This is a genomic window from Tritonibacter mobilis (genome assembly GCF_001681715.1).
In the GTDB taxonomy this organism is placed as follows: domain Bacteria; phylum Pseudomonadota; class Alphaproteobacteria; order Rhodobacterales; family Rhodobacteraceae; genus Epibacterium; species Epibacterium mobile.
Window position 1 is genome coordinate 133,054 of the sequence record NZ_LNWY01000019.1, and the last position, 25,904, is coordinate 158,957.

At 59.9% G+C, this 25,904-nt stretch carries 25 protein-coding genes; 20 read left to right on the forward strand and 5 right to left on the reverse strand.

Features of this window, described 5'->3' with window-relative positions; all coding sequences use genetic code 11:
* Nucleotides 1–51: 51 nt before the first annotated feature.
* The 15 genes from UB90_RS18610 to UB90_RS18690 all read left to right on the forward strand — a co-directional run bounded on the left by UB90_RS18610 (nt 52) and on the right by UB90_RS18690 (nt 14,236).
* Nucleotides 52–906 (forward strand): HpcH/HpaI aldolase/citrate lyase family protein, encoded by an 855-nt coding sequence (locus UB90_RS18610; RefSeq protein ID WP_065324972.1) that lies wholly within the window; start codon nt 52–54, stop codon nt 904–906.
* A 65-nt stretch (nt 907–971) separates the two neighbouring features.
* Nucleotides 972–1,520 (forward strand): NnrU family protein, encoded by a 549-nt coding sequence (locus tag UB90_RS18615; RefSeq protein WP_065324971.1) that lies wholly within the window; start codon nt 972–974, stop codon nt 1,518–1,520.
* Nucleotides 1,521–1,524: 4 nt separating this feature from the next.
* Entirely contained in the window at nt 1,525–1,728 is a 204-nt protein-coding gene (locus tag UB90_RS18620; RefSeq protein ID WP_005623868.1) for a DUF1737 domain-containing protein, read from the forward strand.
* A 1-nt stretch (nt 1,729) separates the two neighbouring features.
* Nucleotides 1,730–2,770: a MaoC family dehydratase gene (locus UB90_RS18625; protein ID WP_065324970.1), complete on the forward strand. Its 1,041-nt coding sequence runs from the start codon at nt 1,730–1,732 to the stop codon at nt 2,768–2,770.
* A 91-nt stretch (nt 2,771–2,861) separates the two neighbouring features.
* Nucleotides 2,862–3,437, forward strand: coding sequence for a histidine phosphatase family protein (locus tag UB90_RS18630; protein ID WP_065324969.1), 576 nt, complete (start codon nt 2,862–2,864; stop codon nt 3,435–3,437).
* Between the two features lie 222 nt (nt 3,438–3,659).
* On the forward strand, nt 3,660–4,043 hold the full coding sequence (gene sdhC / locus UB90_RS18635; protein WP_005680101.1) for a succinate dehydrogenase, cytochrome b556 subunit: 384 nt from the start codon (nt 3,660–3,662) through the stop codon (nt 4,041–4,043).
* 13 nt (nt 4,044–4,056) lie between these two features.
* Nucleotides 4,057–4,428, forward strand: a complete 372-nt coding sequence (locus UB90_RS18640) for a succinate dehydrogenase, hydrophobic membrane anchor protein (RefSeq protein ID WP_005680103.1) — start codon at nt 4,057–4,059, stop codon at nt 4,426–4,428.
* Between the two features lie 24 nt (nt 4,429–4,452).
* Nucleotides 4,453–6,261, forward strand: coding sequence for a succinate dehydrogenase flavoprotein subunit (gene sdhA / locus UB90_RS18645; protein WP_009175752.1), 1,809 nt, complete (start codon nt 4,453–4,455; stop codon nt 6,259–6,261).
* On the forward strand, nt 6,262–7,104 hold the full coding sequence (locus UB90_RS18650; protein ID WP_227512128.1) for a sulfotransferase family protein: 843 nt from the start codon (nt 6,262–6,264) through the stop codon (nt 7,102–7,104).
* Nucleotides 7,101–7,967: a hypothetical protein gene (locus UB90_RS18655; protein ID WP_065324966.1), complete on the forward strand. Its 867-nt coding sequence runs from the start codon at nt 7,101–7,103 to the stop codon at nt 7,965–7,967. The genes UB90_RS18650 and UB90_RS18655 overlap by 4 nt, the downstream gene beginning before the upstream one ends.
* Before the next feature lie 129 nt (nt 7,968–8,096).
* Complete coding sequence (locus UB90_RS18660) at nt 8,097–8,876, forward strand: succinate dehydrogenase iron-sulfur subunit (RefSeq protein ID WP_005651340.1); 780 nt, start codon at nt 8,097–8,099, stop codon at nt 8,874–8,876.
* Nucleotides 8,877–9,400: 524 nt separating this feature from the next.
* On the forward strand, nt 9,401–9,586 hold the full coding sequence (locus tag UB90_RS18670; protein WP_065324964.1) for a hypothetical protein: 186 nt from the start codon (nt 9,401–9,403) through the stop codon (nt 9,584–9,586).
* 678 nt (nt 9,587–10,264) lie between these two features.
* Nucleotides 10,265–11,782, forward strand: coding sequence for an ABC-F family ATP-binding cassette domain-containing protein (locus UB90_RS18680; protein ID WP_065324962.1), 1,518 nt, complete (start codon nt 10,265–10,267; stop codon nt 11,780–11,782).
* A 229-nt stretch (nt 11,783–12,011) separates the two neighbouring features.
* On the forward strand, nt 12,012–13,229 hold the full coding sequence (locus UB90_RS18685; protein ID WP_009175646.1) for a type III PLP-dependent enzyme: 1,218 nt from the start codon (nt 12,012–12,014) through the stop codon (nt 13,227–13,229).
* A 149-nt stretch (nt 13,230–13,378) separates the two neighbouring features.
* On the forward strand, nt 13,379–14,236 hold the full coding sequence (locus tag UB90_RS18690; protein ID WP_065324961.1) for an urea carboxylase-associated family protein: 858 nt from the start codon (nt 13,379–13,381) through the stop codon (nt 14,234–14,236).
* A 121-nt stretch (nt 14,237–14,357) separates the two neighbouring features.
* Here UB90_RS18690 and deoD read toward each other — a convergent pair whose 3' ends face one another.
* From deoD to UB90_RS18705, 3 genes are all read right to left on the reverse strand, one after another.
* Nucleotides 14,358–15,062 (reverse strand): purine-nucleoside phosphorylase, encoded by a 705-nt coding sequence (gene deoD / locus UB90_RS18695; protein WP_009175579.1) that lies wholly within the window; start codon nt 15,060–15,062, stop codon nt 14,358–14,360.
* Nucleotides 15,063–15,080: 18 nt separating this feature from the next.
* A complete protein-coding gene (locus UB90_RS18700) occupies nt 15,081–15,401 on the reverse strand; it encodes an H-NS histone family protein (protein ID WP_005634757.1) in 321 nt (106 codons plus the stop codon).
* Nucleotides 15,402–15,531: 130 nt separating this feature from the next.
* Nucleotides 15,532–17,517, reverse strand: coding sequence for a protein meaA (locus UB90_RS18705; protein WP_065324960.1), 1,986 nt, complete (start codon nt 17,515–17,517; stop codon nt 15,532–15,534).
* 177 nt (nt 17,518–17,694) lie between these two features.
* On the opposite strand from UB90_RS18705, the gene UB90_RS18710 reads away from it, so the two are divergent.
* The 5 genes from UB90_RS18710 to UB90_RS18730 all read left to right on the forward strand — a co-directional run bounded on the left by UB90_RS18710 (nt 17,695) and on the right by UB90_RS18730 (nt 24,022).
* On the forward strand, nt 17,695–19,125 hold the full coding sequence (locus tag UB90_RS18710) for a 1-acyl-sn-glycerol-3-phosphate acyltransferase (protein WP_009175610.1): 1,431 nt from the start codon (nt 17,695–17,697) through the stop codon (nt 19,123–19,125).
* A 125-nt stretch (nt 19,126–19,250) separates the two neighbouring features.
* Nucleotides 19,251–20,531 carry a crotonyl-CoA carboxylase/reductase gene (gene ccrA, locus UB90_RS18715; protein ID WP_065324959.1) on the forward strand — a complete coding sequence of 427 codons (1,281 nt, stop codon included), beginning with the start codon at nt 19,251–19,253 and terminating at the stop codon, nt 20,529–20,531.
* Nucleotides 20,532–20,973: 442 nt separating this feature from the next.
* Nucleotides 20,974–21,693: a helix-turn-helix transcriptional regulator gene (locus UB90_RS18720; RefSeq protein WP_065332051.1), complete on the forward strand. Its 720-nt coding sequence runs from the start codon at nt 20,974–20,976 to the stop codon at nt 21,691–21,693.
* 41 nt (nt 21,694–21,734) lie between these two features.
* Nucleotides 21,735–23,288 carry an ATP-dependent DNA helicase gene (locus UB90_RS18725; RefSeq protein ID WP_204161359.1) on the forward strand — a complete coding sequence of 518 codons (1,554 nt, stop codon included), beginning with the start codon at nt 21,735–21,737 and terminating at the stop codon, nt 23,286–23,288.
* On the forward strand, nt 23,285–24,022 hold the full coding sequence (locus tag UB90_RS18730; RefSeq protein WP_065324957.1) for an SDR family oxidoreductase: 738 nt from the start codon (nt 23,285–23,287) through the stop codon (nt 24,020–24,022). Before UB90_RS18725 ends, UB90_RS18730 begins: the two co-directional genes overlap by 4 nt.
* 138 nt (nt 24,023–24,160) lie before the next feature.
* Here UB90_RS18730 and UB90_RS18735 read toward each other — a convergent pair whose 3' ends face one another.
* On the reverse strand, nt 24,161–24,928 hold the full coding sequence (locus UB90_RS18735; protein WP_065324956.1) for a TIGR02186 family protein: 768 nt from the start codon (nt 24,926–24,928) through the stop codon (nt 24,161–24,163).
* Nucleotides 24,928–25,845, reverse strand: a complete 918-nt coding sequence (locus UB90_RS18740; RefSeq protein WP_005640868.1) for a sulfite exporter TauE/SafE family protein — start codon at nt 25,843–25,845, stop codon at nt 24,928–24,930. The genes UB90_RS18735 and UB90_RS18740 overlap by 1 nt, the downstream gene beginning before the upstream one ends.
* Nucleotides 25,846–25,904 lie beyond the last annotated feature (59 nt).

A 25,904-nucleotide genomic window follows, 5' to 3' on the forward strand; every position in this document is an offset into this window, starting at 1 on the left:
AAGGTAGCCATTTCGGTAACTTTATAACTCTGACAATCTTGGAGAGCCCTCATGGACTCGCGCGCGCGCCCTTATCGTTCCGTCCTTTATATCCCTGGCTCAAAGCCCCGCGCGCTGGAGAAAGCACGGGGCCTGCCGGTAGATGCGATCATCTTTGATCTGGAGGACGCGGTTTCGGTCGAAGAAAAGGAAAACGCCCGCGCCACGTTGGCAGAGGCGCTGGCGCAGGGGGGCTATGGCGCACGGGTCAAGATTGTCCGCATCAACGGGCTCGACACCGCATGGGGGCGTGCGGATGCAGAGGCCGCCGCAAACATGGGATGTGACGCGATCCTTCTGCCGAAGGTGTCTTCGCCCGCTGATCTGGACGCACTGGCTGCAATCACCAAGGACGTGCCGCTCTGGGCGATGATGGAAACGCCGCGCGGCATGCTCAACGCCGCAGAAATCGCCGCGCACCCCAGGTTGCAAGGCATGGTCATGGGCACCAATGATCTGGCCAAGGAGATGCAGACCCGCTTTCGTGCCGACCGTTTGCCGCTGATGTCTGGTCTTGGCCTCTGTCTGCTCGCCGCCAAGGCGGAAGCGAAGATCATCGTCGATGGGGTCTATAATGCCTTTAAGGATGACGCAGGTCTGGCGGCGGAATGCGAGCAGGGCCGCGACATGGGATTTGACGGCAAAACCCTGATCCACCCGGCGCAGGTCGAGGTCACCAATCAGGCCTTTGCGCCCTCCGAGGCGGAGGTTGATCTGGCGCAGCGTCAGATCGCCGCGTTTGAGGCGGCTGAGGCCAGCGGACAAGGTGTGGCAGTTGTTGACGGCAAGATCGTCGAGAACCTCCATGTGGTCACCGCGCGCGAGATTCTTGCAAAAGCGGATGCAATTGCGGCGATCTCCGGCTAGGGCTGTGATGGGGTCAGGGAGACTGGGCCCTGACACTCGGCACCCGTCTGACGTTGGAGAAAGACATGGCACTTCTGATACTTGGCATCATTTTATGGTGGGGCGCCCACCTGTTTAAACGTCTGGCCCCGGCGCAGCGCGCAAGCTTCGGCGACAAGGGCAAGGGGCTTGTGGCCCTTCTGTTGGTGCTGAGCGTTATTTTGATGGTCCTTGGCTATCGTGGCATGGATTACATCCACGTCTGGGCGCCGATGCCGTTCATGGTGCACATCAACAATACGCTGATGCTGTTTGCGCTTTATTTTACCAGTCCGGGACCCAAGAAGGGCGCGCTGTTTTACAAGATGCGCCACCCGATGCTGACCGGGTTCAAGATCTGGGCGGTCGCGCATCTCTTGGTCAACGGCGATCTGGCCTCGGTGATCCTCTTTGGCTCCATGCTGGCATGGGCCGTGGTCGAGGTGATCACCATCAATAAATCTGAACCGAACTGGCAGCCAAATCCAAAGGGCAGCATTGCCAAGGATGCCATGTTCTTTGTCGCTTCGATCGTGCTTTTGGGTGTGATCGGCTATATTCACGGGCTGATCGGGCCCTCACCATTTCCGGGGTAACATCATGAAACTCTACCGTTTTCTAAGCGAGGACGACACGTCTGCCTTTTGCCATAAGGTGACCGATGCGCTGAACAAGGGCTGGGAGCTCTATGGCAGCCCGACCCAGACCTTTGATCCCGTAAAGGGGATCATGCGCTGCGGCCAGTCGGTGGTGAAAGAGGTGGACGGCACCTACACCCCAGAGACCAAGCTGGGGGCACACTGATATGGGCAAGACCAACCACGGGCGTTTCTTTGAGGACTACAAACTGGGCGAGGTGATCCGCCACGCGGTGCCGCGTACGGTATCGGGTGGAGAGCGGGCATTGTATCATGCGCTCTATCCGGCGCGCCATGCGCTTTATTCCTCGGATGAGTTTGCCCGTTCGGTTGGTCTTGCACATGACAAAGGCGCGCCGCTGGATGATCTGGCGGCGTTCCATATCGTCTTTGGCAAGACGGTGCCCGATATCTCGCTCAATGCGGTGGCGAACCTTGGGTATGCCGAGGGGCGCTGGCATCTGCCGGTCTATGCGGGTGACACGCTGCGGGCCGAGAGCGAGGTGATCGGGCTGAAGCAGAATTCCAACGGCAAGACCGGCGTGGTCTGGGTGCGCACGCGCGGACTCAATCAGCGTGATGAGGTGGTGCTGGAATATGTGCGCTGGGTCATGGTGCGCAAGGGCAACATCGACGCCGATGCACCGGAGACGCAGGTGCCGGATCTAAAGCCGGTTCTGGCAGCGGAAGATCTGGCGCTGCCGGTTGGGCTTGATTTCACCTCTTATGATTTTGCGCTGGCAGGAGAGCCGCATCGCTGGGGAGACTACGCCGTTGGCGAGCAGATCGACCATGTGGATGGGGTCACCATTGAAGAGGCCGAGCATATGCTGGCCACGCGCTTGTGGCAAAACACGGCCAAAGTGCATTTCGACAGCACCGCGCGCCCGGATGGCACCCGGTTGATTTACGGCGGCCACGTGATCTCCATGGCGCGGGCGCTGTCATTTAATGGGCTGGCGAATGCGCAGATGATCGTCGGGCTCAATGGCGGCGCGCATGCAAACCCCTGTGTGTCGGGCACGACAATCCGGGCATGGTCCGAGGTTCTGGATAAGGCGCAGACCGCAGCCCCCGGTGTTGGCGCGATCCGCTTGCGTCTGGTGGCGACATCCGGTGGTGCGTCGTTCGCGCTGAAGGGCGCGGATGGGAAATATCTGCCAGAGGTGCTGCTTGATCTGGATTACTGGGCGTTGATGCCGCTGTGATGCGGGCGGGGGTCAGGGGGCGCTGCCCCCTCTTGCCCGGTCCGGGCAATTCACCCCCGGGATATTTCTCGTTAGAAGAGGAGGGGCCTCTGTGGCGCAGGTTCTGTATCTGACGCATCCCGAGGTGGGTATTGATCCGGCGGTGGCGGTTCCTGATTGGAGGTTGAGCGCCCATGGTGCGGCGCGGGTGGCGGATCTGGCCAAGCGCGGCGCGTGGAATGGCTGGCATGTGGTGACAAGTGCGGAGCGTAAGGCGCTGGAGACGTCATGGCCGCTTGCTGCCGCAGCGGGCTCCGCCGTTGAGGTGCGTCCTGACATGCATGAAAATGACCGCTCGGCCACGGGGTTTCTGCCGGGTGCCGAGTTCGAGGCCGTGGCGGATGCGTTTTTTGCCGCCCCTGAGGTCTCGGTGCGGGGATGGGAGCGGGCGGTGGATGCGCAGGCGCGGATCGTGCGCGAGGTGCAGGCTGTTTTAGCGGCGCAACGCGGGCGGGATGTGATCTTTTGCGGTCATGGCGCTGTGGGCACGCTTTTGTATTGTGCGCTGGCCGGAGAGGCGATCTCGCGCCGCTGGGATCAGACCGGGGGTGGGCATTATTTTTCATTCGATCCTGAGCATATGACACCTGAGACGCATTGGCAGGCGCTGGAGGCACTCTGGCGTTAAGCGGATATGCAAGGATCGCGGGATAGCCTTCGGCGACTCAGTGATTGATTCTGACTGTTATACTTGGGATTTGACTTTGTGATCACAGCAATCTGGCTTGTGATCACAACTTGTAGAAATTGCGACAAACGGCAGCGATAACAGGTGATTTTTACCACTCGTTTGCGTGACAGTGCGCAAAAATAGGCTAAAACGTCGTCAGCTAACCGGAAAGGAGCCAACATGGCCGATGTCAATCGGGGCAATCGCCCGCTTTCGCCGCATTTGACCATCTACCGCCCGCAGCTCACCTCTATGTCGTCGATCATGGTGCGGATCACCGGAATCGCGGCGCTTGGGGTGGCGCTTCTGGTGGTGTGGTGGCTCTTGGCCGCTGCAACCTCCGAGAGCGCATTTGCGTTCATCGACGGATTGATGCGCAGCTGGCTGGGAGATCTGGTCATGCTCGGCGCGGCTTGGGCCATCTTTTATCACATGCTCGGACGCCTGCGTCACGTGGTCTGGGACTTCGGCTACTGCCTTGAGGTTGAGACCTCGGAGAAGCTGGGCATCGGCATGTTCATCGGTGCAACCGTACTGACCGTCCTTGCGGCGATCGTGGTCTGAGGGGGCAGAGTTCATGAATTATCTCACCGACCGTAAACGCGCAGAAGGCCTTGGGGCCGGGGGCGCAGGGACGCATCATCACTGGCAGATGATGGTCAGCTCCATCTTGCTGGTGTTTCTGGTTCCGGCCTTCGTGATCACCTTTGGGCTTGGTCTGGGTGGCACCTATGAAGAGGTGCTGGCCTATTATGGACGCCCGGTACCTGCGATCATCACCGGCCTCACGCTGGTGGTTGGCATCATCCATCTGATGCGCGAGGCGCAGGTCGCGGTGGAGGATTATATGCACGGGCTGGCGGAAAAACTGACGCTGATCGCCGTTGCGGCCTTCTCCTACACGATGATTGCCGCGGGTCTCTTTGCCCTCGTCAAGCTCGCCCTGTGATCCGCGCGGTAAGGAACAAAGACGATGACAGCAGCATATGAATATGAAACCCACGAATATGACGTGGTGGTTGTGGGCGCCGGTGGCGCGGGTCTGCGTGCGACGCTTGGCATGGCTGAGCAAGGCCTGCGCACGGCCTGTGTAACCAAGGTGTTCCCGACCCGCTCGCACACCGTGGCAGCGCAGGGTGGTATCGCGGCGTCCTTGGGCAACATGGGGCCCGACAGCTGGCAGTGGCACATGTATGACACCGTCAAGGGCTCCGACTGGCTGGGTGACACGGATGCGATGGAATATCTCGCCCGTGAAGCGCCCAAGGCGGTTTATGAGCTTGAACACTACGGTGTGCCTTTCTCGCGGACTGAGGAAGGCAAGATCTACCAGCGTCCCTTTGGGGGCCACACCACCGAGTTTGGCGAAGGCCCGCCCGTGCAGCGTACCTGTGCGGCGGCTGACCGGACCGGCCACGCGATCCTGCACACGCTTTATGGTCAGAGCCTCAAGAATAACGCGGAATTCTACATCGAATATTTCGCCATCGACCTGATCATGTCCGACGACGGGCAGTGTCAGGGTGTGGTGTGCTGGAAGCTCGATGATGGCACCATGCATGTCTTTAACGCCAAGATGGTGGTGCTGGCGACCGGCGGTTATGGCCGGGCCTATTTCTCCGCGACCTCGGCCCATACCTGCACCGGCGACGGTGGCGGCATGGTGGCGCGCGCAGGTCTGCCGCTTCAGGATATGGAGTTTGTGCAGTTCCACCCGACCGGTATCTACGGCTCCGGCTGTCTGATCACCGAAGGCGCACGCGGCGAAGGCGGTTACCTGACGAACTCCGAGGGTGAGCGTTTTATGGAGCGCTATGCGCCCAACTATAAAGACCTCGCACCGCGCGACTATGTCTCGCGCTCCATGACCATGGAGATCCGCGAAGGTCGTGGTGTCGGCGAACACGGCGATCACATCCACCTGAACCTCTCCCACCTGCCGGCAGAGGCACTGGCGGAGCGTCTGCCGGGCATCTCCGAGTCTGCAAAGATTTTCGCGGGCGTCGACGTCACCAAAGAGCCGATCCCGGTTCTGCCCACCGTTCACTACAACATGGGCGGTATCCCGACGAACTATTGGGGCGAGGTGCTGAACCCGACCGAGGACAACCCGACCGGCGTCGTGCCGGGTCTGATGGCCGTGGGTGAGGCGGGCTGTGCATCGGTGCATGGTGCCAACCGTCTCGGCTCCAACTCTTTGATTGACCTTGTGGTCTTTGGTCGTGCGTCGGCTATTCGCGCAGGCAAGGTTGTGGACCCAGAGGCGCCCAACCCGGTGCTCAATCAGGCGTCGATTGACAAGGCGTTTGACCGCTTTGACGGGCTGCGCAACGCCAAGGGCGGCACGCCCACCGCAGAGCTGCGCCTTGAGATGCAGCGGACCATGCAGGCGGATGCGGCGGTGTTCCGCACCGACAAAACCCTGAAAGAAGGCGTCGAGAAGATGGAGGTGATCGCGCAAAAACTCGACGATCTCCACGTCACCGATACCTCGCTGGTGTGGAACTCCGACCTGATGGAAACGCTGGAGCTCACCAACCTGATGCCCAACGCGTTGGCCACTATTGTTGGCGCTGAGGCGCGCAAGGAAAGCCGTGGCGCGCATGCGCATGAGGATTACGCTGAGCGTGACGATAACGCATGGCGCGTGCACACTGTGGCGCGGGTTGAGGGCAACAAGACCACCCTCAGCTATCGTCCGGTGATCGTTGATCCGCTAACCAATGAGGACGAAGGCGGCATCAGCCTCAAGACCATCGCGCCGAAGGCACGGACCTTCTAAATGAGCGTTGCGCCTCCTCGAATCTTGTGCGTCGGCACGCATCACAAGACGGGTACCGTCTGGATGCGGCGTGTCTGGCGTTTGATTGGGGAGGCGCTCGATATTCCTTTTGTGCCGGTTCACAACCCGGCCAGATGGAAAAAAATCCCGCAGACAGGGCGTGCGATTGTGGTGAACTGGGCCGGGGCCTTTGCGCCGGAGCTGTTCGACAATCCAGAAGCCCGTTTCCTGCACATCATCCGCGATCCGCGCGATGTGTTGTTGTCCGGGGCGCGGTACCACGAAAACAGTCCCGGCCGCCAAGAGCGGTTCCTGCATGGCCCGCGCGAGGACCTTGGTGGCAAGAGCTATCAGGAACACCTGCAGGCGCTGCCTGATCCGGCGGCTAAGCTGGATTTCGAGATGCAGAATATGCATCTGAAAACACTGAATGAAATGCTCGCGTGGCCCTATGGGCATGACCGCGCGATGGATCTGCGCTACGAGGATCTGATTGCGGATCAGGACTGCGCGATCTTTGTGGGCGTGTTGCGTTTCTTTGGCTTCAGCGGGGCCGAAATCGAAACCGCGCGGCAGATCTACTATGACAATTCTCTGTTTGGCGGCCTGAGTTCTGAGAGCGGCGTTGGGCGCACGGCGACCCATGTCTCCTCGGGCAAGGCGCGCCAGTGGCCTTCCAAGCTGCCGCGCGCTGCCGCAGAGCGCTATCTGGAGTGTCATGGCGATGATCTGATCACGCTGGGCTATGAGAGCGACAAGGACTGGCTGTCGCGGCTGGAAACCGACCAGCAGGCAGATGCCGCAAGCCCCCCTTTCGCACAGGCGGCAGGGGGGACGGCATGACCTCTGTCGCAGCCCTCGCCACCGCAGAAAATGTCTGGAGCGCGCTTGGCATTGCGCCCGCATCGGTGTTGCGGATGACCGGCATGCGCCGATCCGGTAATCATGCGATTGCCAATTGGCTGCAACGCAACGCGGATCATGCGTTGTTTTTGAACAATTGCCGCCCCGGTCATGACCCGCTGCGCAACCACAATGGCATCGAGGTCTCGGGCCAGCGATATGATGGCAGCCTGCAGGATGCGGCGGCCGCCGCGGGCGAGGGCGCGCTGTTGCTGCTTTCTTACGAGGACACGCTGCATCTGCGCTTTGACAGCAAGGACAACCTGTCTGGCCCCTATAAAAGCACCAGTTTCGACGGCGATCTGCTGATTTACCGCAGCTTCCTCAATTGGAGCGCGTCGCTGCTGAAAAAGCTGCAACGCAATGAAAGCTATCGCTCGGCGGATCGTATGGCGGTGATGGCACGGGCGCTGGCAACCTATGGCGATCTGCTGGTTGAGGTGCGCGAGGCGCAAGACAGCGGTCGGATCGCGATTTGTTATGACGCATGGTCTCGCGATGAGCTTTACCGCGCGCGCGTACTGGCGGATTTGGGGCTGACGCTTCGGGACAACAGTCTAGGTGCGGTGCAGCCCTATGGCGGCGGATCGAGCTTTCAGCTTGATGTGGCGGCTGCCGAGGATCTGCACTCGCAGGAGCGCTGGCACGCGATGATTGGTGATCCGGAATATCAGATGCTGCTGCGTCTGGCGGCATTGGACCGCGCGTTTATGGATCGCGTTGAGGCACTGTTTCCTGCGGATGCGGCGCTGATGACGCGCCTTCCCGTATTGCCCGAACTTGACGCGGAGGTCTTCTCATGACCCCGCGCCCGACTGAAATGCGCAGGTTCTGCGCCCAAGATGACGCCCGGATCTGTCCGGGCCCAGCCCTCTCTCCGCGTGCGCTGCCTTTGGCAGTGGTCGCGGGCAGCTAAGCAAGGAGACACGATCATGGTCGAATTCGCACTTCCGAAAAACTCCAGGATCACCACTGGCAAGACGTGGCCCAAGCCAGAAGGCGCAACCAATGTCCGCAAGTTCCAGATCTACCGCTGGAATCCGGACGATGGCAAAAACCCGCAGGTCGATACCTATTTCCTCGATATGGATAAATGCGGCCCGATGGTTCTGGACGCGCTGATCAAGATCAAGAATGAGGTCGACCCGACGCTGACCTTCCGCCGCTCCTGCCGTGAGGGCATCTGTGGGTCCTGTGCGATGAACATCGACGGGATCAACACGCTGGCCTGTATCTATGGTCTTGATGAGGTAAAGGGCGACGTAAAAATCTACCCTCTGCCGCATATGCCGGTGGTGAAGGACCTGATCCCCGATCTGACGCATTTCTATGCCCAGCATGCCTCGATCATGCCGTGGCTGGAAACCAAGACCAACCGCCCCGCCAAAGAGTGGAAACAGTCCATCGAGGACCGCAAGAAACTCGACGGTCTCTATGAATGCGTGATGTGCGCGTCCTGCTCCACCTCCTGCCCGAGCTACTGGTGGAACGGCGATCGCTACCTCGGCCCCGCCGCGTTGCTGCATGCCTATCGCTGGATCATCGACAGCCGCGATGAGGCCACCGGAGAGCGTCTGAACCAGCTGGAAGACCCCTTCAAGCTCTACCGTTGCCACACCATCATGAACTGCGCCAAGACCTGCCCCAAGGGTCTCAATCCCGCTAAGGCGATTGCGCATATCAAGAAAATGATGGTCGAACGCACCGTTTGATTAATCAGGACTGAAAGGTCGCATGAATTGCCCCGTAGCCCAGAGCGGCTGCGGGGTTTTTGTTTGCCTGACCTCACGGGATCAAGCTGAGAACGGCCCCCGAGCCTGGGTGGGGGTGAAGCCCCCTCCCGGGGGGAGGGTCGGGGGCTGTTCGGCCTATCGGCCAAACGGGTCCTCCCGTGAAGGAAGAATAGGCGGCCGCCCATCAAGGCGGAGGATTGGAAGGGGGTGAAAGCCCCATGTCCGAAAATGAGCTCGGATCGGACCCAGCCTGCACCCAATGAGGGGGTGGTCTTTGGCGGGCCAGTCTCCTGTTCGTCTTTGTGTCGCGACGCATTGATCCTGACAGATCCGGGTGAAACACCGCTCAACAGGGCGCGCGGCGGGGGCGCAACGGGTCTGGGAGAGCTTTGCTTGCAAGGGGTGCATAACCCCCTTGCAAAACTGTCTGATGCGGCAGTGCAGCATTGAGCCTAGATTACCCGCGAGGGAGGCGCTGATACTGACATGACGAAAGACACCCGATGACCAATCTGATCTCCGCCCCGATCGCTCAAGCCCAAGTTGAAGCCGACAAAACTGCTGCTGCTGCTGTGGCTGCGCTGGCAGTGCTTGAGGACGCATGGTCCTATTACACCCCCGAAGCCCCTGTTGCGACCCGTGAGGTCGAGGCACAGGACGGTGTGATCGCCTACTACGAGGCGGCCTGAGGCCACCTCGCTTGAACCGGCGCGCGCCACCGTGTAGGTCGCGAGCATGCCGGTTCTTCTGATCCTTTTGTTGCTGGGGGTGCTCAGCTACCTTTATTGGCGCCGTCACACCACGACGCTGACACGCGATTGTCGCTGGCGGCGTGCGCGCAGCGGTCCGGGCTGGCACTGCGCTTTTTGTGGCGCCGTTGATGACGATGCACGGCCACCGCGCTACTGCAGCCGCCGCGCCCCGCACTAACATCGCCACATGCGCCGCGCCGACCCGTCAGGGGCGGCGCCGGGCCCAAGGCTTTGCCCGGCATCTGTGATGCAGGGTCAAAGGGGCGGGAGCCCTCCTCGCGCGTTGCATGAACCTATCTGGCGATGCCGCCGTTCGTTCCGGGTGAGGCGGGGGGCGCTGCAGAGCCCCGTTGAACGATTTTCAACGATGCGGCTCACGTGTTCTTCGCTATTATGAGACTCTTGCTGAAACGAGATTTGTTTTCTAAGCTCGGTTCAGACAGTCACGATCTACAACAGGAGGGCACAAGCTGAACATGCGTATCATCCGCCGACTTCAGCATGGTCCCCGTTACGCCCTGTAAATTCGTTTGCAGGGCAGGCCCGAGGCATAACATCTCAATCGGTCTGCCAGAAGCCGCGCTGCGGCACCTCAATCTATGACCTGAGATTCCAATGACTGTTATGAACATCAACGCCTTGAGCGTGATCCTTGGTGCCCCCCTTTTTGAAGACCTGAATCTAACGATATCCAAAGGCGACCGCATCGGACTGGTTGCTGCAAATGGGTGTGGAAAAACCACCCTCTTGGAATGTTTGTCTGGCGCTTTTGAGCCTACAAACGGCAATATCGTTCGGGCGCGTGGTTTGCGCGTTGGATATGTAGCGCAATACGTTCCAGAGCACGCATACGCCCAGACCCTGTACGACTGGGTTTTGAACGCTTTGCCTGCTGAGCAGGCGGAGTTCGAAAGCTGGCGTGTGGATGTCGTTCTGGGAGACCTTAGTGTCCCTTATGAACTGCAGCACCTTCCACTGCGCGAGCTAAGCGGCGGGTGGCAACGAACAGCGCTGTTGGCTGCCGAGTGGATTAAGGAACCCGATGTATTATTGCTAGATGAGCCAACCAACCATCTGGACCTGTATCGCATCGGGATGTTGCAAGACTGGTTGTCGCGCCTGCCACGCGATGTGGCGGTTGTGATTACCTCTCATGATCGGGCATTTCTGGATGCCACGACCAATCGAACAGTTTTCTTGCGTGCGGAAAGCGCGCGCGTGTTTTCGCTGCCTTTCACAGCGGCCCGCGCAGCGCTCGATGACGCTGACGCAGCTGACCAGCGGCGCTTTGCGAATGACTTGAACAAGGCCCAACAATTGCGCAGACAAGCTATGAAGTTGAAGAACATCGGTATCAACTCCGGCTCTGATCTTCTGGTGACCAAGACAAAGCAGCTCAACGAGCGGGCGGCGAAAATTGAGGCCGCCGCCAAGCCTGCGCACCAAGACCGCAGCGCCGGTGACATCAAGTTGGCAAACAGCGGCACCAATGCCAAAGCGTTGGTGACATTGGAGGACGTGCCGGTAGAAACACCGGATGGTCGATTGCTCTACAAAACGGGGCAGAAGTGGATTCTTCCAGGGGACCGCATCGTGCTTCTCGGTGCCAACGGCGCTGGAAAAACACAACTCGTCAAGATGATCCAGCGTGCTCTGGCCGAAAACGAGGGGCCAGTGAAATGCGCGCCGTCTGTTGTGCACGCCTATTCCGATCAGCATCTTAGTCAGTTCTTGAATCACCACACTCCCATGTCCGCAGTTACTGGAGAATTTGACATTGGCGATCAGCGCGCACGTAGCGTTTTGGCCGGGGCGGGTGTGCAGATGCAGATGCAAGATACCAAAATCGACGCCTTGTCTGGTGGACAGAAAGCGCGACTGGCAATGTTGATTTTGCGGCTGAAGAACCCAAACTTCTACTTGCTTGATGAGCCGACCAACCACCTTGATATCGAAGGACAAGAGGCGCTTGAGTCTGAATTGATAGCGCACAATGTGTCGTGTCTGCTGGTAAGTCACGACCGCAGTTTCCTGCGCAGTGTGGGTAATCGGTTTTGGTGGATCAACAGGAAAAAGCTGGAAGAGGTGGAAAGCCCTGAACTGTTCCTCAAGGGAGAAATTGGCGGCCAGTAAGTCTATTGGGCCGAAGCATGTGCGCATCCGGGCGCGTCACCCAGGCCCGCTCTCTGTGGCGCGCACGCCCGCGCGCGGAGCTATGCAGAAAAGAAATATCTTCCTTGCAGAAATTGGTGCTTGATCGACTCGAAGTTTTGCCCGATATGCGCGCTTAAGACGCCAACGCACGCGCCTCTGTCGAAAGGGTTCACAGCCCTAGGGTTACGTAGCGACGGTAACGTCTCTGATGGAACTGAGCGGCCATAGATGGCCGGGTCTTTTGGAGATGACCATGACTGTATTCGTGACCGGGTCTGCAACCCGCGACGACGTGACTCTTGTCCCCCGCCACCTGCAATATATCGCCAACACCCGGTTCGAGCGTCCGACGCTGGTGATCGACAGCGAAGCTGTGGCGCGCCAGTACATGGGCCTTGCCCGTGGTCTGGGGCGTGCGCGTATCCACTACGCCGTCAAAGCCAACCCGGCACCGGAAATCCTGCGTCGTCTCTGCGCGCTGGGGTCGAATTTCGATGCGGCCAGCCGCGCCGAGATCGAGATGTGCCGTGCCGCCGGTGCCTCTGCTGCGCGCATCACCTTTGGCAACACCATCAAGAAACCCGCAGACATCGCATTCGCGCATGCGCTGGGGATCACCCATTATGCGGCGGACGCGGTGGAAGAGCTGGAGAAACTTGCCGAGCATGCGCCGGGCGCACATATCTGCATTCGTATCCTCGTTGAGGCATCTTCTGCCGATTGGCCGCTGAGCCGCAAATTCGGCTGCGCGCCGGATATGGCGGTGGGGCTGATGGATCGCTGTGTTGCGCTTGGTCTGGTGCCACATGGGCTGTCGTTCCATGTGGGCTCGCAGACCCGCGAACCTCAGATGTGGGAGCCGATCCTCGATCAGGTTGCCGACGTCTGGCAAGCGGCCCGCGCGGCAGGCCATGACCTGAAACTCCTGAACATCGGTGGGGGTTTCCCGGCAGGCTATCGCAATGCGGTGATGGCGCCTGAGGTCTATGCCACTGAAGTGATGAAGCGCGTCAATGCACGCTTCCCCGATGCTGCCGAGGTGATGGCGGAGCCGGGTCGCGGACTGGTGGCCGAAGCCGGTGCAATCGCCGCCGAGGTGATGCTGGTGTCGCGCAAACACGACAGTGATCTGCACCGCTGGGTTTATCTCGACATCGGCAAGTTCTCCGGTCTTGCGGAAACCATGGACGAGGCGATCCGCTACAAGATCACCACCGACCGCGACCATGAGACCATGGGCGCCTGTGTGCTGGCCGGGCCGTCCTGTGACAGTGCCGATGTGCTCTATGAAAAGCAGCCCGTTCAGCTGCCGTTGGGGTTGAAATCTGGCGACCGCGTGGTGATCCACTCTTGTGGGGCCTATACCACCACCTATGCGTCGATTGGCTTCAACGGCTTCCCGCCGCTGGATGTTGTGGTGCTCTGAGGTCACCAGGACGCTGAAACGCCCCTAGGCGCGTGAACAATCGTCCGGCTGCAAGGCCGGACAGCACTCACTCACCCAAGGTCGGGCGCTATCCTTGTTCTGTTAAGCCATGTATCAGGTAGAAAACAGAACAGGGAGACCCGCGCAGAATGTCCGACACCCAATTCCCCATCCCCGCCGACGCAGACACCCGCCGCGCGGTGCCGCCGGTGATTTGCTATCCAAACGAGACCCTGCCAAAGCCCGATCTGGCGCTCTATCGCGCGGCACGCGATGGCGCGGAAAAGGTCGCAGAGGTCACCGTGCCGCCGCGCGAAGCCGCCACCTTTGAGGTCACCGCCGGGCAGTTTTTCCGTATCTCCTCCATTGAGGGGCCGCAGGTGGGGGATCTGAACCTGTGGAACCGGAATGACATTTCCGAGCGGTTCTTTTCCGGCAAGACCCGCGCCCTGCATGGCACCCATGTCACCACAGGCGAGCGGCTGTGGTCGAACCTGCCTTATATGCGCCCGATGGCGACGATCATTGCCGATACGTTGGAATGGTACGGCATCGATGCCTATGGCGGCTCCGTACATGATGTGATTGGCACGCGATGTGATCCCTACACCGGCAATCTGCTGCAAGGCAGCCAGTATCACCATTGCTGCCATTCAAACCTGACCCGGGCGCTGGCCGATCACCTTGGCCTGTCGCTGGCGGAGGCGGAACCGCATGTGCATGACGTGCTGAACGTCTTTATGTGCACTGGTTTTACCCGCGACACCGGCCAGTATTTTATGAAAGCAAGCCCGGTGCGTCCGGGCGATTATCTGGAGTTTTTTGCCGAGATCGACCTCTTGGGCGCGATGAGCGCCTGCCCGGGTGGCGATTGCTCGGCCGAGCATTCCAGCGATACGGCAGCCTGCTATCCGATGCTGGTGGAGGTCTTTGCCCCGAAAGAAGGCAGCCTTGCCGCGTGGCAAAGCCCTGCTCTCAATGGCTATGACCGCAGTCACGGGTGCTGAGCGGCTGCGATAGAGCGGTGATTAAAAAGGGCCGTTCCTATACTGGGGACGGCCCTTTTTGGTGATACCCTGCATCCATCAACTCCCTTACACGGAGAGAATGGATACCGGGAAACGCGGCTTAAGTGAAAGCCGCAGCGAGGGCGATTTCCACCATCTCACCAAAGCTGCGTTCGCGTTCCTCAGACGGGAGAGCTTCGCCGGTTTGCAGATGGTCGGATACTGTCAGCACCGCGAGGGCGCGGCGACCGTAGCGCGCGGCGAGCGTGTAAAGCTCTGCCGCTTCCATCTCCACTCCGAGGACACCATGGCGGACCATCTGTTCATTGAGGTCGGGGCGCTCGTCATAAAAGGTGTCGGAAGAATAGATCCCGCCCACATGGGGCGACAGACCCTGTGCTTCAGCAGCCTGCACCGCATTGCGCAGCAGGCTCCAGTCGGCACTTGGCGCGAAGTTCACGTCTTTGAATATGGTACGGGAGGGCGTGTTGACGCTGGTGGCGGTCATCGCGATGATCACATCGCGCACCTTTACATGCGGTTGCATGCCGCCACAGGATCCGATGCGGATCAATGTCTGAACGTCGAAATCCCGGATCAGTTCGTTGGTGTAGATCGACAAGGACGGCATCCCCATGCCGCTGCCCTGGATCGAGACCCGGTGTCCGTTCCACATGCCCGTATATCCAAGCATTCCGCGCACTTCATTTACGAGGCGCACATCACTTAGAAATGTTTCCGCTGCCCATTTGGCGCGATAAGGATCGCCCGGAAGTAGGACGGTTTCGGCGTAATCACCTTTTTGTGATCCAATATGCACAGTCACTTAATCGCGCCTTCCGTATCAAATTTCCAGATCGGATATATCGACACCATTGCTGAGTGCCGTATGGACCCAATGCGGTTTACGGCCACGGCCTGTCCACGTTTCGTCCGGATTTTCAGGGTTGCGGTATTTCGGGCTTGCTTTTGATTTCCGTGCGGCACCTTTTGCCGAGTTGGAAAGGACTTCATCGAGGGAGAAGCCATATTCAGCAGCTGCCTGCTCTGCAGCTTTCAATGCTTCGGTGCGTTCGCGCTGTTCGGCATCTTTCAGTGCCTTTTCAACGTCTTTGCGCAACTGAAGCAGGTCCTTTCGGGACATTTGGTTCAGATCGAGGGACATAAGTTTTACTCCGTAGAATTTAGCCACGACAAAAACTTCGGGCTAATGCACTTAATGCCCGAATTCTCAGTGCAGTTCAGCACTTAATTTTCGTTTTTAGCGTTTTTCGGCGAAATTCGTCTGAGTGGAATTAAACTGATGTGTTTGTTTTTGCGAGCTCGACTATATCTTTCATGATTGAATTTAGTTCGAAATTCTTTGGTGTGTAGACTCTCGCAACGCCCATATCGAGGAGCATATTTGCGTCGTCTTCGGGAATAATTCCCCCCACAACAACAGGCACATTTTCCAGTCCTGCGTCGCGAAGTTGGGCCAATGTGTCCTTTACCAATGGCAAATGACTGCCCGAAAGAATGGATAGACCGATGACATGGGCTGAGTCGCGTTGCGCACTGCTGACCAGTTCCTGCGGCGTGAGGCGGATGCCGTCATAAGTAATGTCCATGCCGCAATCCCGGGCGCGGAATGCGATCTGCTCGGCACCATTGGAATGGCCATCAAGGCCGGGCTTGCCCACCACGAATTTCAACCGACGGCCAAGCTGATCCGATACGGCGTTCACCGCGTCGCGCAGATCATCAAGCCCTTCTGTCTTGTTAGACATGGACGCAGAGACGCCAGTGGGGCCGCGATAGGTGCCATAGGTCTTGCGCATCTCCTCGGCCCATTCGCCGGTGGTGACGCCTGCGCGGGCGGCGCGGATGGAGGCTGGCATGATGTTTTCGCCTTCGCGCGCGGCCTTGCGCAGCCCTTCAAGTGCCGCGGCCACCTCGGCGTCATCGCGCGCATCGCGCCATGCATTGAGACGTGCGATCTGGTCGGCCTCAACCGCCGGGTCGACGGTCATAATGCCGCCATCCTCGGTTTGCAGCGGCGAGGGCTCGCCCTCGGTCCATTTGTTGACGCCGACCACCACAGTCTCGCCGGCCTCGATGCGGTTCAGACGTTCGGCGTTGGATTCTACAAGGCGGGATTTCATGTATTCAATGGAGGCAACCGCACCTCCCATACCCTCCAGCGTGGCAAGCTCGGCGCGCGCGCCGGCCTTCAGCGCCTCGACTTTGCCATCCACCACCGGGTTGCCATCAAAGAGGTCGCCGTATTCCAACAGGTCGGTCTCATAGGCGAGGATCTGTTGCATCCGCATCGACCATTGCTGATCCCAAGGGCGGGGCAGGCCAAGCGCCTCGTTCCACGCAGGCAGTTGCACCGCGCGGGCGCGGGCCTTTTTTGAGAGCGTCACGGCGAGCATCTCAATCAGGATGCGATAGACGTTGTTTTCTGGCTGTTGTTCGGTCAGCCCGAGAGAGTTCACCTGCACGCCATAGCGGAAGCGGCGGAACTTTGGGTTGTCGATCCCGTAGCGTGTCAGGCAAATCTCGTCCCAGAGGTCCACAAAGGCGCGCATCTTGCACATTTCGGTCACGAAGCGGATGCCTGCGTTTACAAAGAACGAGATACGCCCGACCATCGCCGGGAAATCCTCGGCGGGCACGCGGGGTTTCAGCTCGTCCAGCACCGCCTGCGCGGTGGCCAGCGCAAAGGCCAGTTCCTGTTCCGGCGTCGCGCCGGCCTCTTGCAGGTGGTAGGAACACACATTCATCGGGTTCCATTTGGGCACGTTTGTATAGCAGTACTCCGCCACATCCGCGATCATCTTGAGGCTGGGGGCCGGGGGGCAGATGTAGGTGCCGCGGCTGAGATATTCCTTGATCAGGTCGTTTTGCACCGTGCCCTGAAGTTTTGACACATCTGCGCCCTGTTCTTCGGCCACCGCAATATAAAGGCTAAGGAGCCACGGCGCGGTGGCGTTGATGGTCATTGAAGTGTTCATCTGCTCCAGCGGGATCTGATCGAACAGCTCCCGCATGTCGCCAAGATGCCCTACGGGTACGCCGACCTTGCCCACCTCGCCCCGCGCCAGCACGTGATCGCTGTCATAGCCGGTCTGGGTCGGCAGATCGAAGGCCACGGACAGGCCAGTCTGACCCTTGGCGAGATTTGCGCGGTAAAGCGCGTTGGAGGCAGAGGCGGTGGAGTGGCCCGCATAGGTGCGGATCAGCCAGGGCCGGTCCCGGCTGGGGGCTTCGGGGCGTTCATTCTGCGCGAGCGACATGGCGGGCCTCGTGAATCGTCGTGTGAGCAATAAAGTTACGTTGAGGTGATCTAAACTGGAATTATGATACTTTGTCAATTCGCCGCGTTGCGGCAATTGTTGCGCTGCGACTTTTGCACCTGCAGAAGATGTACGGTTACAGTTGTGCCGCAGAGTGGGCACAGTAAGAGTGCGGGTATGACGCAGACTGTTGAACTTCCTCTTTGGGCTTTTGTGCTGATCCTGCTGTTTGCAGCGGTGACATTTGCGTCGCATTTCCTGTTTCCCTCGGTGCGCTGGTTCTTTCGCCGTCGGCTGGAGAGGGCAGTTGCGCGGCTCAATCAGCGGTTGGAGCGTCCGATCGAGCCGTTCAAGCTGGCACGCCGCTACGACATGATCCAGCGGCTGATCTATGACCCGCAGGTGGCGCAGGCGGTCTCGGACCATGCGGCGGCAAAGGGCATCCCGGAAAACGTCGCCTTTGAGGAGGCCCGGCGCTACGCGCGCGAGATCGTGCCGTCCTTTTCGGCGTTCACCTATTTCAGCTTTGCGATCCGGGCGGCGCGGCTCCTGTCGAACGCAATCTACCGGGTGCGGTTGGGCAGCTACGATGAGGGGCTTTTGAAGGCCATCGACCGTGACGCCACCGTGGTTTTTGTGATGAACCATCGCTCCAATATGGATTACGTGCTGGTGACCTATCTGGTCGCCAAACGCTCGGCCCTGTCCTACGCGGTGGGCGAATGGGCGCGGGTCTGGCCGCTGAGCCGTTTGATCCGGGCGATGGGAGCCTATTTTATTCGGCGCAAATCGCAAAATGCGCTCTACCGGGCTGTGCTGGCGGCTTATGTGCGGCTCGCCACGCGGGCAGGGGTGACGCAGGCGATGTTCCCCGAGGGGGGCCTCAGCCTCACGGGGGCGATGGCACCGCCCAAGCATGGCTTGCTCAAATACATCGTGGATGGCAGCGCCGAGGTCGGCAAGGACGTGGTCTTTGTGCCGGTGGCGCTGAATTATGACCGGGTGCTGGAAGACAAGATCCTGATCCGGGCCGCACAGACCGGCGACCGGCGATTCCGGGCACGGATCGGGGCGGTGATGCTGCGTTTGCTGCGGCAATTCTGGCTCTGGGTGACCGGGCGGTATCAGCATGCGGGGCAGGCGGCGGTGAGCTTTGGCCGCCCGCTCAGCGTTAGCGAGCTGCCGCAGACCTCTCGCGAAGATCGCGCGCGGATGCTGTCGACCGAGCTGATGCGCCGGATCGGAGAGGTGGTGCCGGTGCTGCCAGTGCCGATGGTCAGCTACCTGTTGTTGCAACGCGGCGCGATGAGTGAGGCGGCATTGCTGCAGGCGTTGCGCGACACCGTGGCGCGTATGCCGCTGGCGAGCATCCATTTGCCCGAACACGCACATGATGCCGCCATTCAGAGCGCGATATTGCAGATGCGCAGGCGCAAGCTGATCCGCACCTCTGGTGGCGTTGTCACGCCGGACCGGAGCCAGATCGATATGCTGCGGTATTACGCCAACTCCATTGCGCATCTGGTGCCTGCTGCCTTGGAACCACCTTCGGAGACGGAGGTGATTTCTGCGACCGCAAAAGAAAATTCTGCATCCGCTGGGTCATAAAATTACAAACAGTGATTGATTGGGGTTGCTTTGTTACTCCGTCGTTCGTACTCCTTGGGGGAGAACGGCGCGATTCTGCGTTGCAGAACCACTGCGCCGACAGATCGAGACCAAGGGAGGCCGACATGGCTCTGGACACTCAGGACGGCATGATGACCTACGACGCACCGCAAAAAGACCTCTATGAAATGGGGGAAATCCCCCCGATGGGCTATGTGCCCAAGCAGATGTACGCATGGGCGATCCGCAAGGAACGCCATGGCGAGCCGGATACTGCGATGCAGCAGGAAGTGGTCGATGTCCCCACACTCGACAGCAACGAAGTGCTGGTTCTGGTGATGGCGGCGGGCGTGAACTACAATGGCGTCTGGGCGGCACTGGGCCAGCCGATCAGCCCCTTTGACGGCCATAAGGCCCCCTACCATATCGCCGGTTCCGATGCCTCGGGTATTGTCTGGGCCGTGGGAGACAAGGTGAAGCGCTGGAAGGTCGGCGACGAGGTGGTGATCCACTGCAATCAGGATGATGGCGACGATGAGGAATGCAACGGCGGTGATCCGATGTACTCCACCAGCCAGCGGATCTGGGGCTATGAGACGCCGGATGGCTCTTTCAGCCAGTTCACCCGTGTGCAGGCGCAGCAGTTGATGCCGCGTCCCAAACATCTGACGTGGGAGGAAAGCGCCTGTTATACGCTGACGCTGGCCACCGCCTATCGGATGTTGTTCGGCCATGAGCCGCACGACCTGAAACCGGGCCAGAACGTGCTGGTCTGGGGCGCCTCGGGCGGGCTGGGGTCTTATGCGATCCAGCTGATCAATACGGCGGGTGCAAATGCGATTGGCGTGATCTCGGACGAAAGCAAACGCGATTTTGTCATGAGCCTTGGCGCCAAGGGTGTGCTCAATCGCAGAGATTTCAACTGCTGGGGGCAATTGCCCACCGTGAATACACCGGAATATGCGCAGTGGTTCACGGAGGCGCGTAAATTCGGCAAAGCGATCTGGGAGATCACCGGCAAGGGCAATAATGTCGATATGGTGTTTGAACACCCCGGTGAAGCGACCTTCCCGGTGTCGACCTTTGTGGTGAAAAAAGGCGGCATGGTGGTGATCTGCGCGGGCACGTCCGGGTTCAACTGCACCTTTGATGTGCGCTACATGTGGATGCACCAGAAACGCCTGCAAGGCAGCCATTTTGCGCACCTCAAACAAGCGTCGGCGGCCAATAAGCTGATGATTGAACGCCGTCTGGACCCTTGTATGTCTGAGGTCTTTACCTGGGCGGACCTGCCGGCAGCACATATGAAGATGCTGCGCAACGAACATAAGCCCGGCAATATGTCGGTGCTGGTTCAAGCGCCCATAACTGGCTTGCGCACACTTGGTGAAGTGCTGGACGGGTAACCCCAGCTTTTGCTGAACGCTCAAACATCCGCCCCTAGGGGCGGGTGTTTTTGTTTGAGACGTGGGGTGGCCACCCTATTGCCAAGCGGCCTTTTCGTGGGTTGACTGGTTCGCAGGCGAGAACTGCGCTATTTGGTCAAGCAAGGTGACAGTGCAATGCAACCCCAGATAGAATGATCGATGTCGATGACATATCTCATAAGTTGGGATGGTTTAAGCGCCTCAGAAATTTATAGTAGGAGAATAGATCTAAAAGATCTAATGTAGGGCACGCGAAAAGACTCAGGCCCGCAGCAACGCTCTGAAACAGACACGACAGACTTTCTAAGAACCAGCGTCAGGTCCGACCTGAGCGGGGGTCGACTTAATGGACCAGCGCGTTATATGCAGCGTGGTCCCGGCATCGTCGGACGCAAAGCGCCGACAGCAAGTGCGAGATAGAATGGTACGACGTCAAAACCTGAACGCGATTCTCGAAATGATCGAGAGTTCAGCCAATCTTGAAGAGATTGGTGAGGTTCTGGCGCAGTTTCGAAACCTCCTTGAGGTGGATCACGCCTTCTATCGCTGGGTGGACCGTTCGGGCAGCATCAGCGGATGCTCGACCTTGCCGGTGGCGTGGCAGGACCGTTATTCCGCCATGGGCTATCACCGCATCGACCCGGTTGTGATCGGCTGCTACACGACGTTTCACCCTGTCGATTGGCGCGATCTGGACTGGTCGGCGCGGCTGGCGGCAGCGTTTCGCAAGGATTCACTGGCCTTTGGGGTCGGCAGTCAGGGCTATAGCGTGCCCGTGCGCGGACCTGCCGGACAATATGCGGTGTTTAGTATCACCAAGACCTGCAAGGGCGAAGTGTGGGATAAATTTACGCGCAAACACAGCCGTGATCTCATTCTTGTGGCCCATTACGTGAACCGTCGGGCACTGGATTTTGAGATGTCCTTCTATCCGCTGCCGGAACAACCGCTGTCTATGCGCGAATCCGAGGCCCTCAGCCTGCTCGCCGAAGGCATGAGCCGCGCGCGTGCGGCGGAGGCGATGGATATCTCCGAACATACGCTCCGCGTCTACATCGAGGGTGCGCGCAGCAAGCTGCAGGCGCAGAATACGACCCATGCGGTGGCAGGGGCCGTGACGATGGGGCTGATCGGGGCCTGATGCCACTGGTGTGCCCCGGCGCACGCCTGTAATGTCGCGCCATGACACAGGCCATATCTCCAGCGCCCGCGCTGCAATTTTCTGACGATCAGGCACAAGCCTTTGATGCCCTTACGGAACAGCTGCGCAAAGCGGGTGTCGATCTGGGCGAGGACTTGCTGCATCCGCCGCGGGGCGAAACCGGTGTCAGCGCGGTGATCGGCAAGGCCGGATCTGGCAAGACGCTATTGCTGGCGGAGTTTTACAAAGCCTTGGCTGCGGCCGGTGTCGATGTGGTTTCCGGGGACTATGAAAGCCGCAAGAAAGCCGACAAACGCACCTTGGCCATTCTGGCGCCCACCAACAAGGCGGCAAGCGTGCTGCGCCTGCGCGGTGTGCCGGCCACCACCATCCACCGCATTCTTTATACCCCGGTTTATGACCCCGAATATGAGCGCATTGCCGAGTGGCTGGCGGGCGAGGGGGAGCGACCCGAGATTGAGGGGCTGAGCGAGGAGGCGCTGGCGCGCGCCGAAGCCTTTTATGCCACCAACAAATCCATGCCGGGTGCATTGGCGGCGGCAGGGCTGCGGGGTTCGGATTTCATCACGGGTTGGAAACGGCGCGAAGAGCCGCTGGACATCGGCTTTGTCGACGAGGCCTCGATGCTGGACAACCGCCAGTTCGAGGATCTGAAGGAGATTTTCCCGACGCTTGTGCTGTTTGGCGACCCGGCGCAGCTGGCACCGGTGAACCAATCGGGGTCAATGGTGTTTGAGGACCTGCCCGAAGAGCACAAGCTGATCCTCAACCGCATTCACCGACAGGAGGCCGACAACCCGATCCTCGATCTGGCCCATGCGCTGGCGGACCCGCAACTGGGGTTCGAAGATTTCGAGCGTATGGTGGAGGACAAGGCCCGTCAGGACGAGCGCGTGGTCTGGGGACAGCGGGTCGAAGTCGATCTGATGGCACGCTCGCCGGTGCTGGTCTGGCGCAACAACACGCGCATCCGGCTGATCAACGCGTTTCGCGCGGTGCATGGCGCGCCCGAAGATCAACTCCTTGAGGGTGAACCGCTGATCTGTGACGGGTTGGAGCTGCCGCTGAAACACCGCAAGAAACGATTGGATCTGGAGGCGCGTGGCCTGATCAAGGGCGCGCAGGTGATCTACCTCGGCCCCGGCCGCAAACCCGGCTTTTCGCGCCTGCATGTGATGGGGGCAGAAGACCCGCAGGTCTCTGCCGCCTCCATCGTGAAGATCGAAAAACCCGAGGAAGAAGAACCGTTTATTCCCTTTGCCGCGCGCATGGGGGCCACGTTTTTGCATGGCGCGGCGGTCACGATCCACAAGGCGCAGGGTTCGCAATGGGATACGGCACAGGTCTTTGCCCCCGATATTTACGCAGCCGCCCGGATGGGGCGGGTGGAGGCGGGCCAGCCCCTGTGGAAGCGGCTGGCCTATGTGGCCATCACCCGCGCGCAGGAGCGGCTGATCTGGGTGGTGCGCAATCGGTTGGCGAAGCCCACAGGCCCGCTGCCGGTTGATGACTTGCGGCAGGTGGCGGCCCCGACATTGACGCTTGAGGCTCAGGGTGAGGAGGCCCCGGTATGACAAAATCTATTCTGGTCACAGGTGCCAGTTCCGGGATCGGCCGCGCGGTGGCGGAGCTGTTCCTGGGGCGCGGCTGGACGGTTGGTCTGTTGGCACGGCGGGCGGAAAAGCTGGCGCAGATCGCCGAGGGGCAACGCCGTGCCGTGGTGCTGCCTGCGGATGTGACCGACCCTGCCGCGGTGGAGGCCGCGTTTGATCGGTTCTGCACCGAGGCCGGGCGGATTGATGTGGTGTTCAATAACGCTGGTATCTTTACCCCGCCGGGCACCATTGACGAGATCGCGCTGGAGGATTGGTTTGCGGCGGTGAACGTCAACCTCAATGGCATGTTCTTATGCGCGCGGGCGGGGTTTGCCCGGATGCGCCACCAGAACCCACGGGGCGGGCGGATCATCAACAACGGCTCTATCGCCGCGCATGTGCCGCGCCCTAATAGTGTGCCCTATGCGGCGACTAAGGCGGCGATCACCGGGCTGACCAAATCGCTGTCGCTAGATGGGCGTGCCTATGACATCGCCTGCGGGCAGATCGACATTGGCAATGCCCGCACGCCGATGGTGGCGGATCTGGCGCAGCGACAGGCCGAGGCGCAGCCGGACGCGCCGCCGATGGACACCTTTGATGTGGCGGATGCGGCGCGCTCGGTTCTGCATATGGCGGAGCTGCCGTTAGAGGCCAATGTTCAGTTCATGACCGTGATGGCAACAAAAATGCCCTATATCGGGCGCGGCTGAGAGGCACCGGCTGAGAGACACCGAAGAGGGCGAAACCCGGGGCGGGGGCGCTCCCGCCCATATGCCCCGCGCCTTTTCGGCACGTGGCCTCTGGTTGGGCCGGGCGCCGCGCTGACGCGCGGCGCGGGTGCGCCAAGTTCAGCGGTCGCGCAGAAGTTGGAAACCGGCTGCCGCGCCCCAACCTGAAATCACCGCTATCAGCAGCGCCAATAGGCCATAAATCGCGGGTTGTTCGCGTGAGAGATTGAACAAAAAGCGCTCCATCCCCACCTTGTTGACCTCGATCACCGTTTCGTATTGGGACACCACCCGGCCTGCGCGGGTCAGGAAGATACGCGTGCGATAATGGCCTTCGATCAGATCTGCGGGCATACGCAGAGCGGTGCGAAACAGTGTCTGTTCGTCCAAGGCAACGGCGTTTTCCTGTAGCGAATAGAACCCCTTTTCCTCGCGGATACGCATTAGGGCTTCGGTGAAGGTTTGCGCGCCTTCAACGGTGGAGCCAACGGAACGGATCGCCCGATGGATCGAGACCTTATGGCGCAGATCTTCCGTGTCGCTGAGTGCCTCTGAAAACGGTGCAGAGGTGGCAACGGCGTAAAAGCTCGGCGCGGAGTCGACGGTGACGGCGTCTGTATTCACCCAGATCCCAAATTCGCGATCCTTGCGACGCACCATCACTGGCTCGCTGGGGCCAGAGACGGTGACCACAACCTCAAGAGGGGCATCGGTGGCAATGGGGGATTCGCGTTTTACCGCGCCGAAGATCAGGATTTCAGAGCCGTCAAAAGTCGCAGTGATGGCAACGCGGTCCTGGCTGAGGCCGAGGACGACTTCTTCGGCAGCGGCGATGCTGGCTGTGAGGGCAGCCCAACACGTCAGGGCAATCAGGCGCAAGAGGGGCATCAGTGCACCTCCCGGATTGGGGTCACAGAGAAGACTTCGCTGGGTTCCAGCAGCAGATCAAGCGCCAGTTTGGCGCAGACCAGAATGACGAGTAGGGCGAGCAGAATGCGCAGCTGTTCGGCCTTTAGCAATGTGCCAATACGGGTGCCGAACTGCGCCCCCACAACGCCGCCAATCAGCAACAGAACGGCAAGGACAATATCCACGGTCTGGTTGGTGATCGCATGCATCATCGTGGTGGCCGCCGTCACGGTGATGATCTGAAACAGCGAGGTGCCGACCACGACTTTTGTGGGCATGCCCAAGAGGTAGATCATCGCGGGCACCATGATGAAGCCTCCGCCAACCCCCATGATCGCGGTGAGCATCCCGACAAAAAGCCCAACCGCAACCGGCGGCAATACCGAGATATAAAGACCCGAGGTGCGAAAGCGCATCTTGAGCGGCAGGCTATGAACCCAACCGCGTTGGCGTCGTTTGGGTGGTCCGCCGCGTTTGGATTTGCGCAGGGCATTGACGCTCTCGATGAACATCAAACCACCGACAATGCCGAGGAAGACCACGTAGCAGAGCGTCACAAACAGGTCGATCTGCCCGAGGGATTTCAGATAGTTAAAGATCGCAACGCCAAGGGCTGCGCCGATGAGGCCTCCGGCTTGCAGGACGGCCCCCATCTTGAGGTCGACGGTGCGGCGGCGCAGATGCGCAAGCACGCCGGAGACGGAGGAGGCGACGATCTGATTGGCACCAGTGGCCACCGCCACCGCCGGAGGGATGCCGATAAAGAACAAGAGCGGCGTCAGAAGGAAACCACCGCCGACGCCGAACATGCCTGAAAGCACCCCGACCATGCCGCCAAGTCCCAGAATAAGGAATGCATTCACGGCCACTTCGGCGATGGGGAGGTAAATGTTCATATCGCTGAGGCGTCTTCTGCTGGCGAGTGGGCGTGGGAATGACACCCACGGGCTGTGTG

Coding starts and splice junctions, on each gene's coding strand:
- UB90_RS18610 (WP_065324972.1), top strand. CDS start 52: ATGGACTCGCGCGCGCGCCCTTATCGTTCCGTCCTTTATATCCCTGGC.
- UB90_RS18615 (WP_065324971.1), top strand. CDS start 972: ATGGCACTTCTGATACTTGGCATCATTTTATGGTGGGGCGCCCACCTG.
- UB90_RS18620 (WP_005623868.1), top strand. CDS start 1,525: ATGAAACTCTACCGTTTTCTAAGCGAGGACGACACGTCTGCCTTTTGC.
- UB90_RS18625 (WP_065324970.1), top strand. CDS start 1,730: ATGGGCAAGACCAACCACGGGCGTTTCTTTGAGGACTACAAACTGGGC.
- sdhC (WP_005680101.1), top strand. CDS start 3,660: ATGGCCGATGTCAATCGGGGCAATCGCCCGCTTTCGCCGCATTTGACC.
- UB90_RS18640 (WP_005680103.1), top strand. CDS start 4,057: ATGAATTATCTCACCGACCGTAAACGCGCAGAAGGCCTTGGGGCCGGG.
- sdhA (WP_009175752.1), top strand. CDS start 4,453: ATGACAGCAGCATATGAATATGAAACCCACGAATATGACGTGGTGGTT.
- UB90_RS18650 (WP_227512128.1), top strand. CDS start 6,262: ATGAGCGTTGCGCCTCCTCGAATCTTGTGCGTCGGCACGCATCACAAG.
- UB90_RS18655 (WP_065324966.1), top strand. CDS start 7,101: ATGACCTCTGTCGCAGCCCTCGCCACCGCAGAAAATGTCTGGAGCGCG.
- UB90_RS18660 (WP_005651340.1), top strand. CDS start 8,097: ATGGTCGAATTCGCACTTCCGAAAAACTCCAGGATCACCACTGGCAAG.
- UB90_RS18670 (WP_065324964.1), top strand. CDS start 9,401: ATGACCAATCTGATCTCCGCCCCGATCGCTCAAGCCCAAGTTGAAGCC.
- UB90_RS18680 (WP_065324962.1), top strand. CDS start 10,265: ATGACTGTTATGAACATCAACGCCTTGAGCGTGATCCTTGGTGCCCCC.
- UB90_RS18685 (WP_009175646.1), top strand. CDS start 12,012: ATGGAACTGAGCGGCCATAGATGGCCGGGTCTTTTGGAGATGACCATG.
- UB90_RS18690 (WP_065324961.1), top strand. CDS start 13,379: ATGTCCGACACCCAATTCCCCATCCCCGCCGACGCAGACACCCGCCGC.
- UB90_RS18700 (WP_005634757.1), bottom strand. CDS start 15,401: ATGTCCCTCGATCTGAACCAAATGTCCCGAAAGGACCTGCTTCAGTTG.
- UB90_RS18705 (WP_065324960.1), bottom strand. CDS start 17,517: ATGTCGCTCGCGCAGAATGAACGCCCCGAAGCCCCCAGCCGGGACCGG.
- UB90_RS18710 (WP_009175610.1), top strand. CDS start 17,695: ATGACGCAGACTGTTGAACTTCCTCTTTGGGCTTTTGTGCTGATCCTG.
- ccrA (WP_065324959.1), top strand. CDS start 19,251: ATGGCTCTGGACACTCAGGACGGCATGATGACCTACGACGCACCGCAA.
- UB90_RS18720 (WP_065332051.1), top strand. CDS start 20,974: ATGGTACGACGTCAAAACCTGAACGCGATTCTCGAAATGATCGAGAGT.
- UB90_RS18725 (WP_204161359.1), top strand. CDS start 21,735: ATGACACAGGCCATATCTCCAGCGCCCGCGCTGCAATTTTCTGACGAT.
- UB90_RS18730 (WP_065324957.1), top strand. CDS start 23,285: ATGACAAAATCTATTCTGGTCACAGGTGCCAGTTCCGGGATCGGCCGC.
- UB90_RS18735 (WP_065324956.1), bottom strand. CDS start 24,928: ATGCCCCTCTTGCGCCTGATTGCCCTGACGTGTTGGGCTGCCCTCACA.
- UB90_RS18740 (WP_005640868.1), bottom strand. CDS start 25,845: ATGAACATTTACCTCCCCATCGCCGAAGTGGCCGTGAATGCATTCCTT.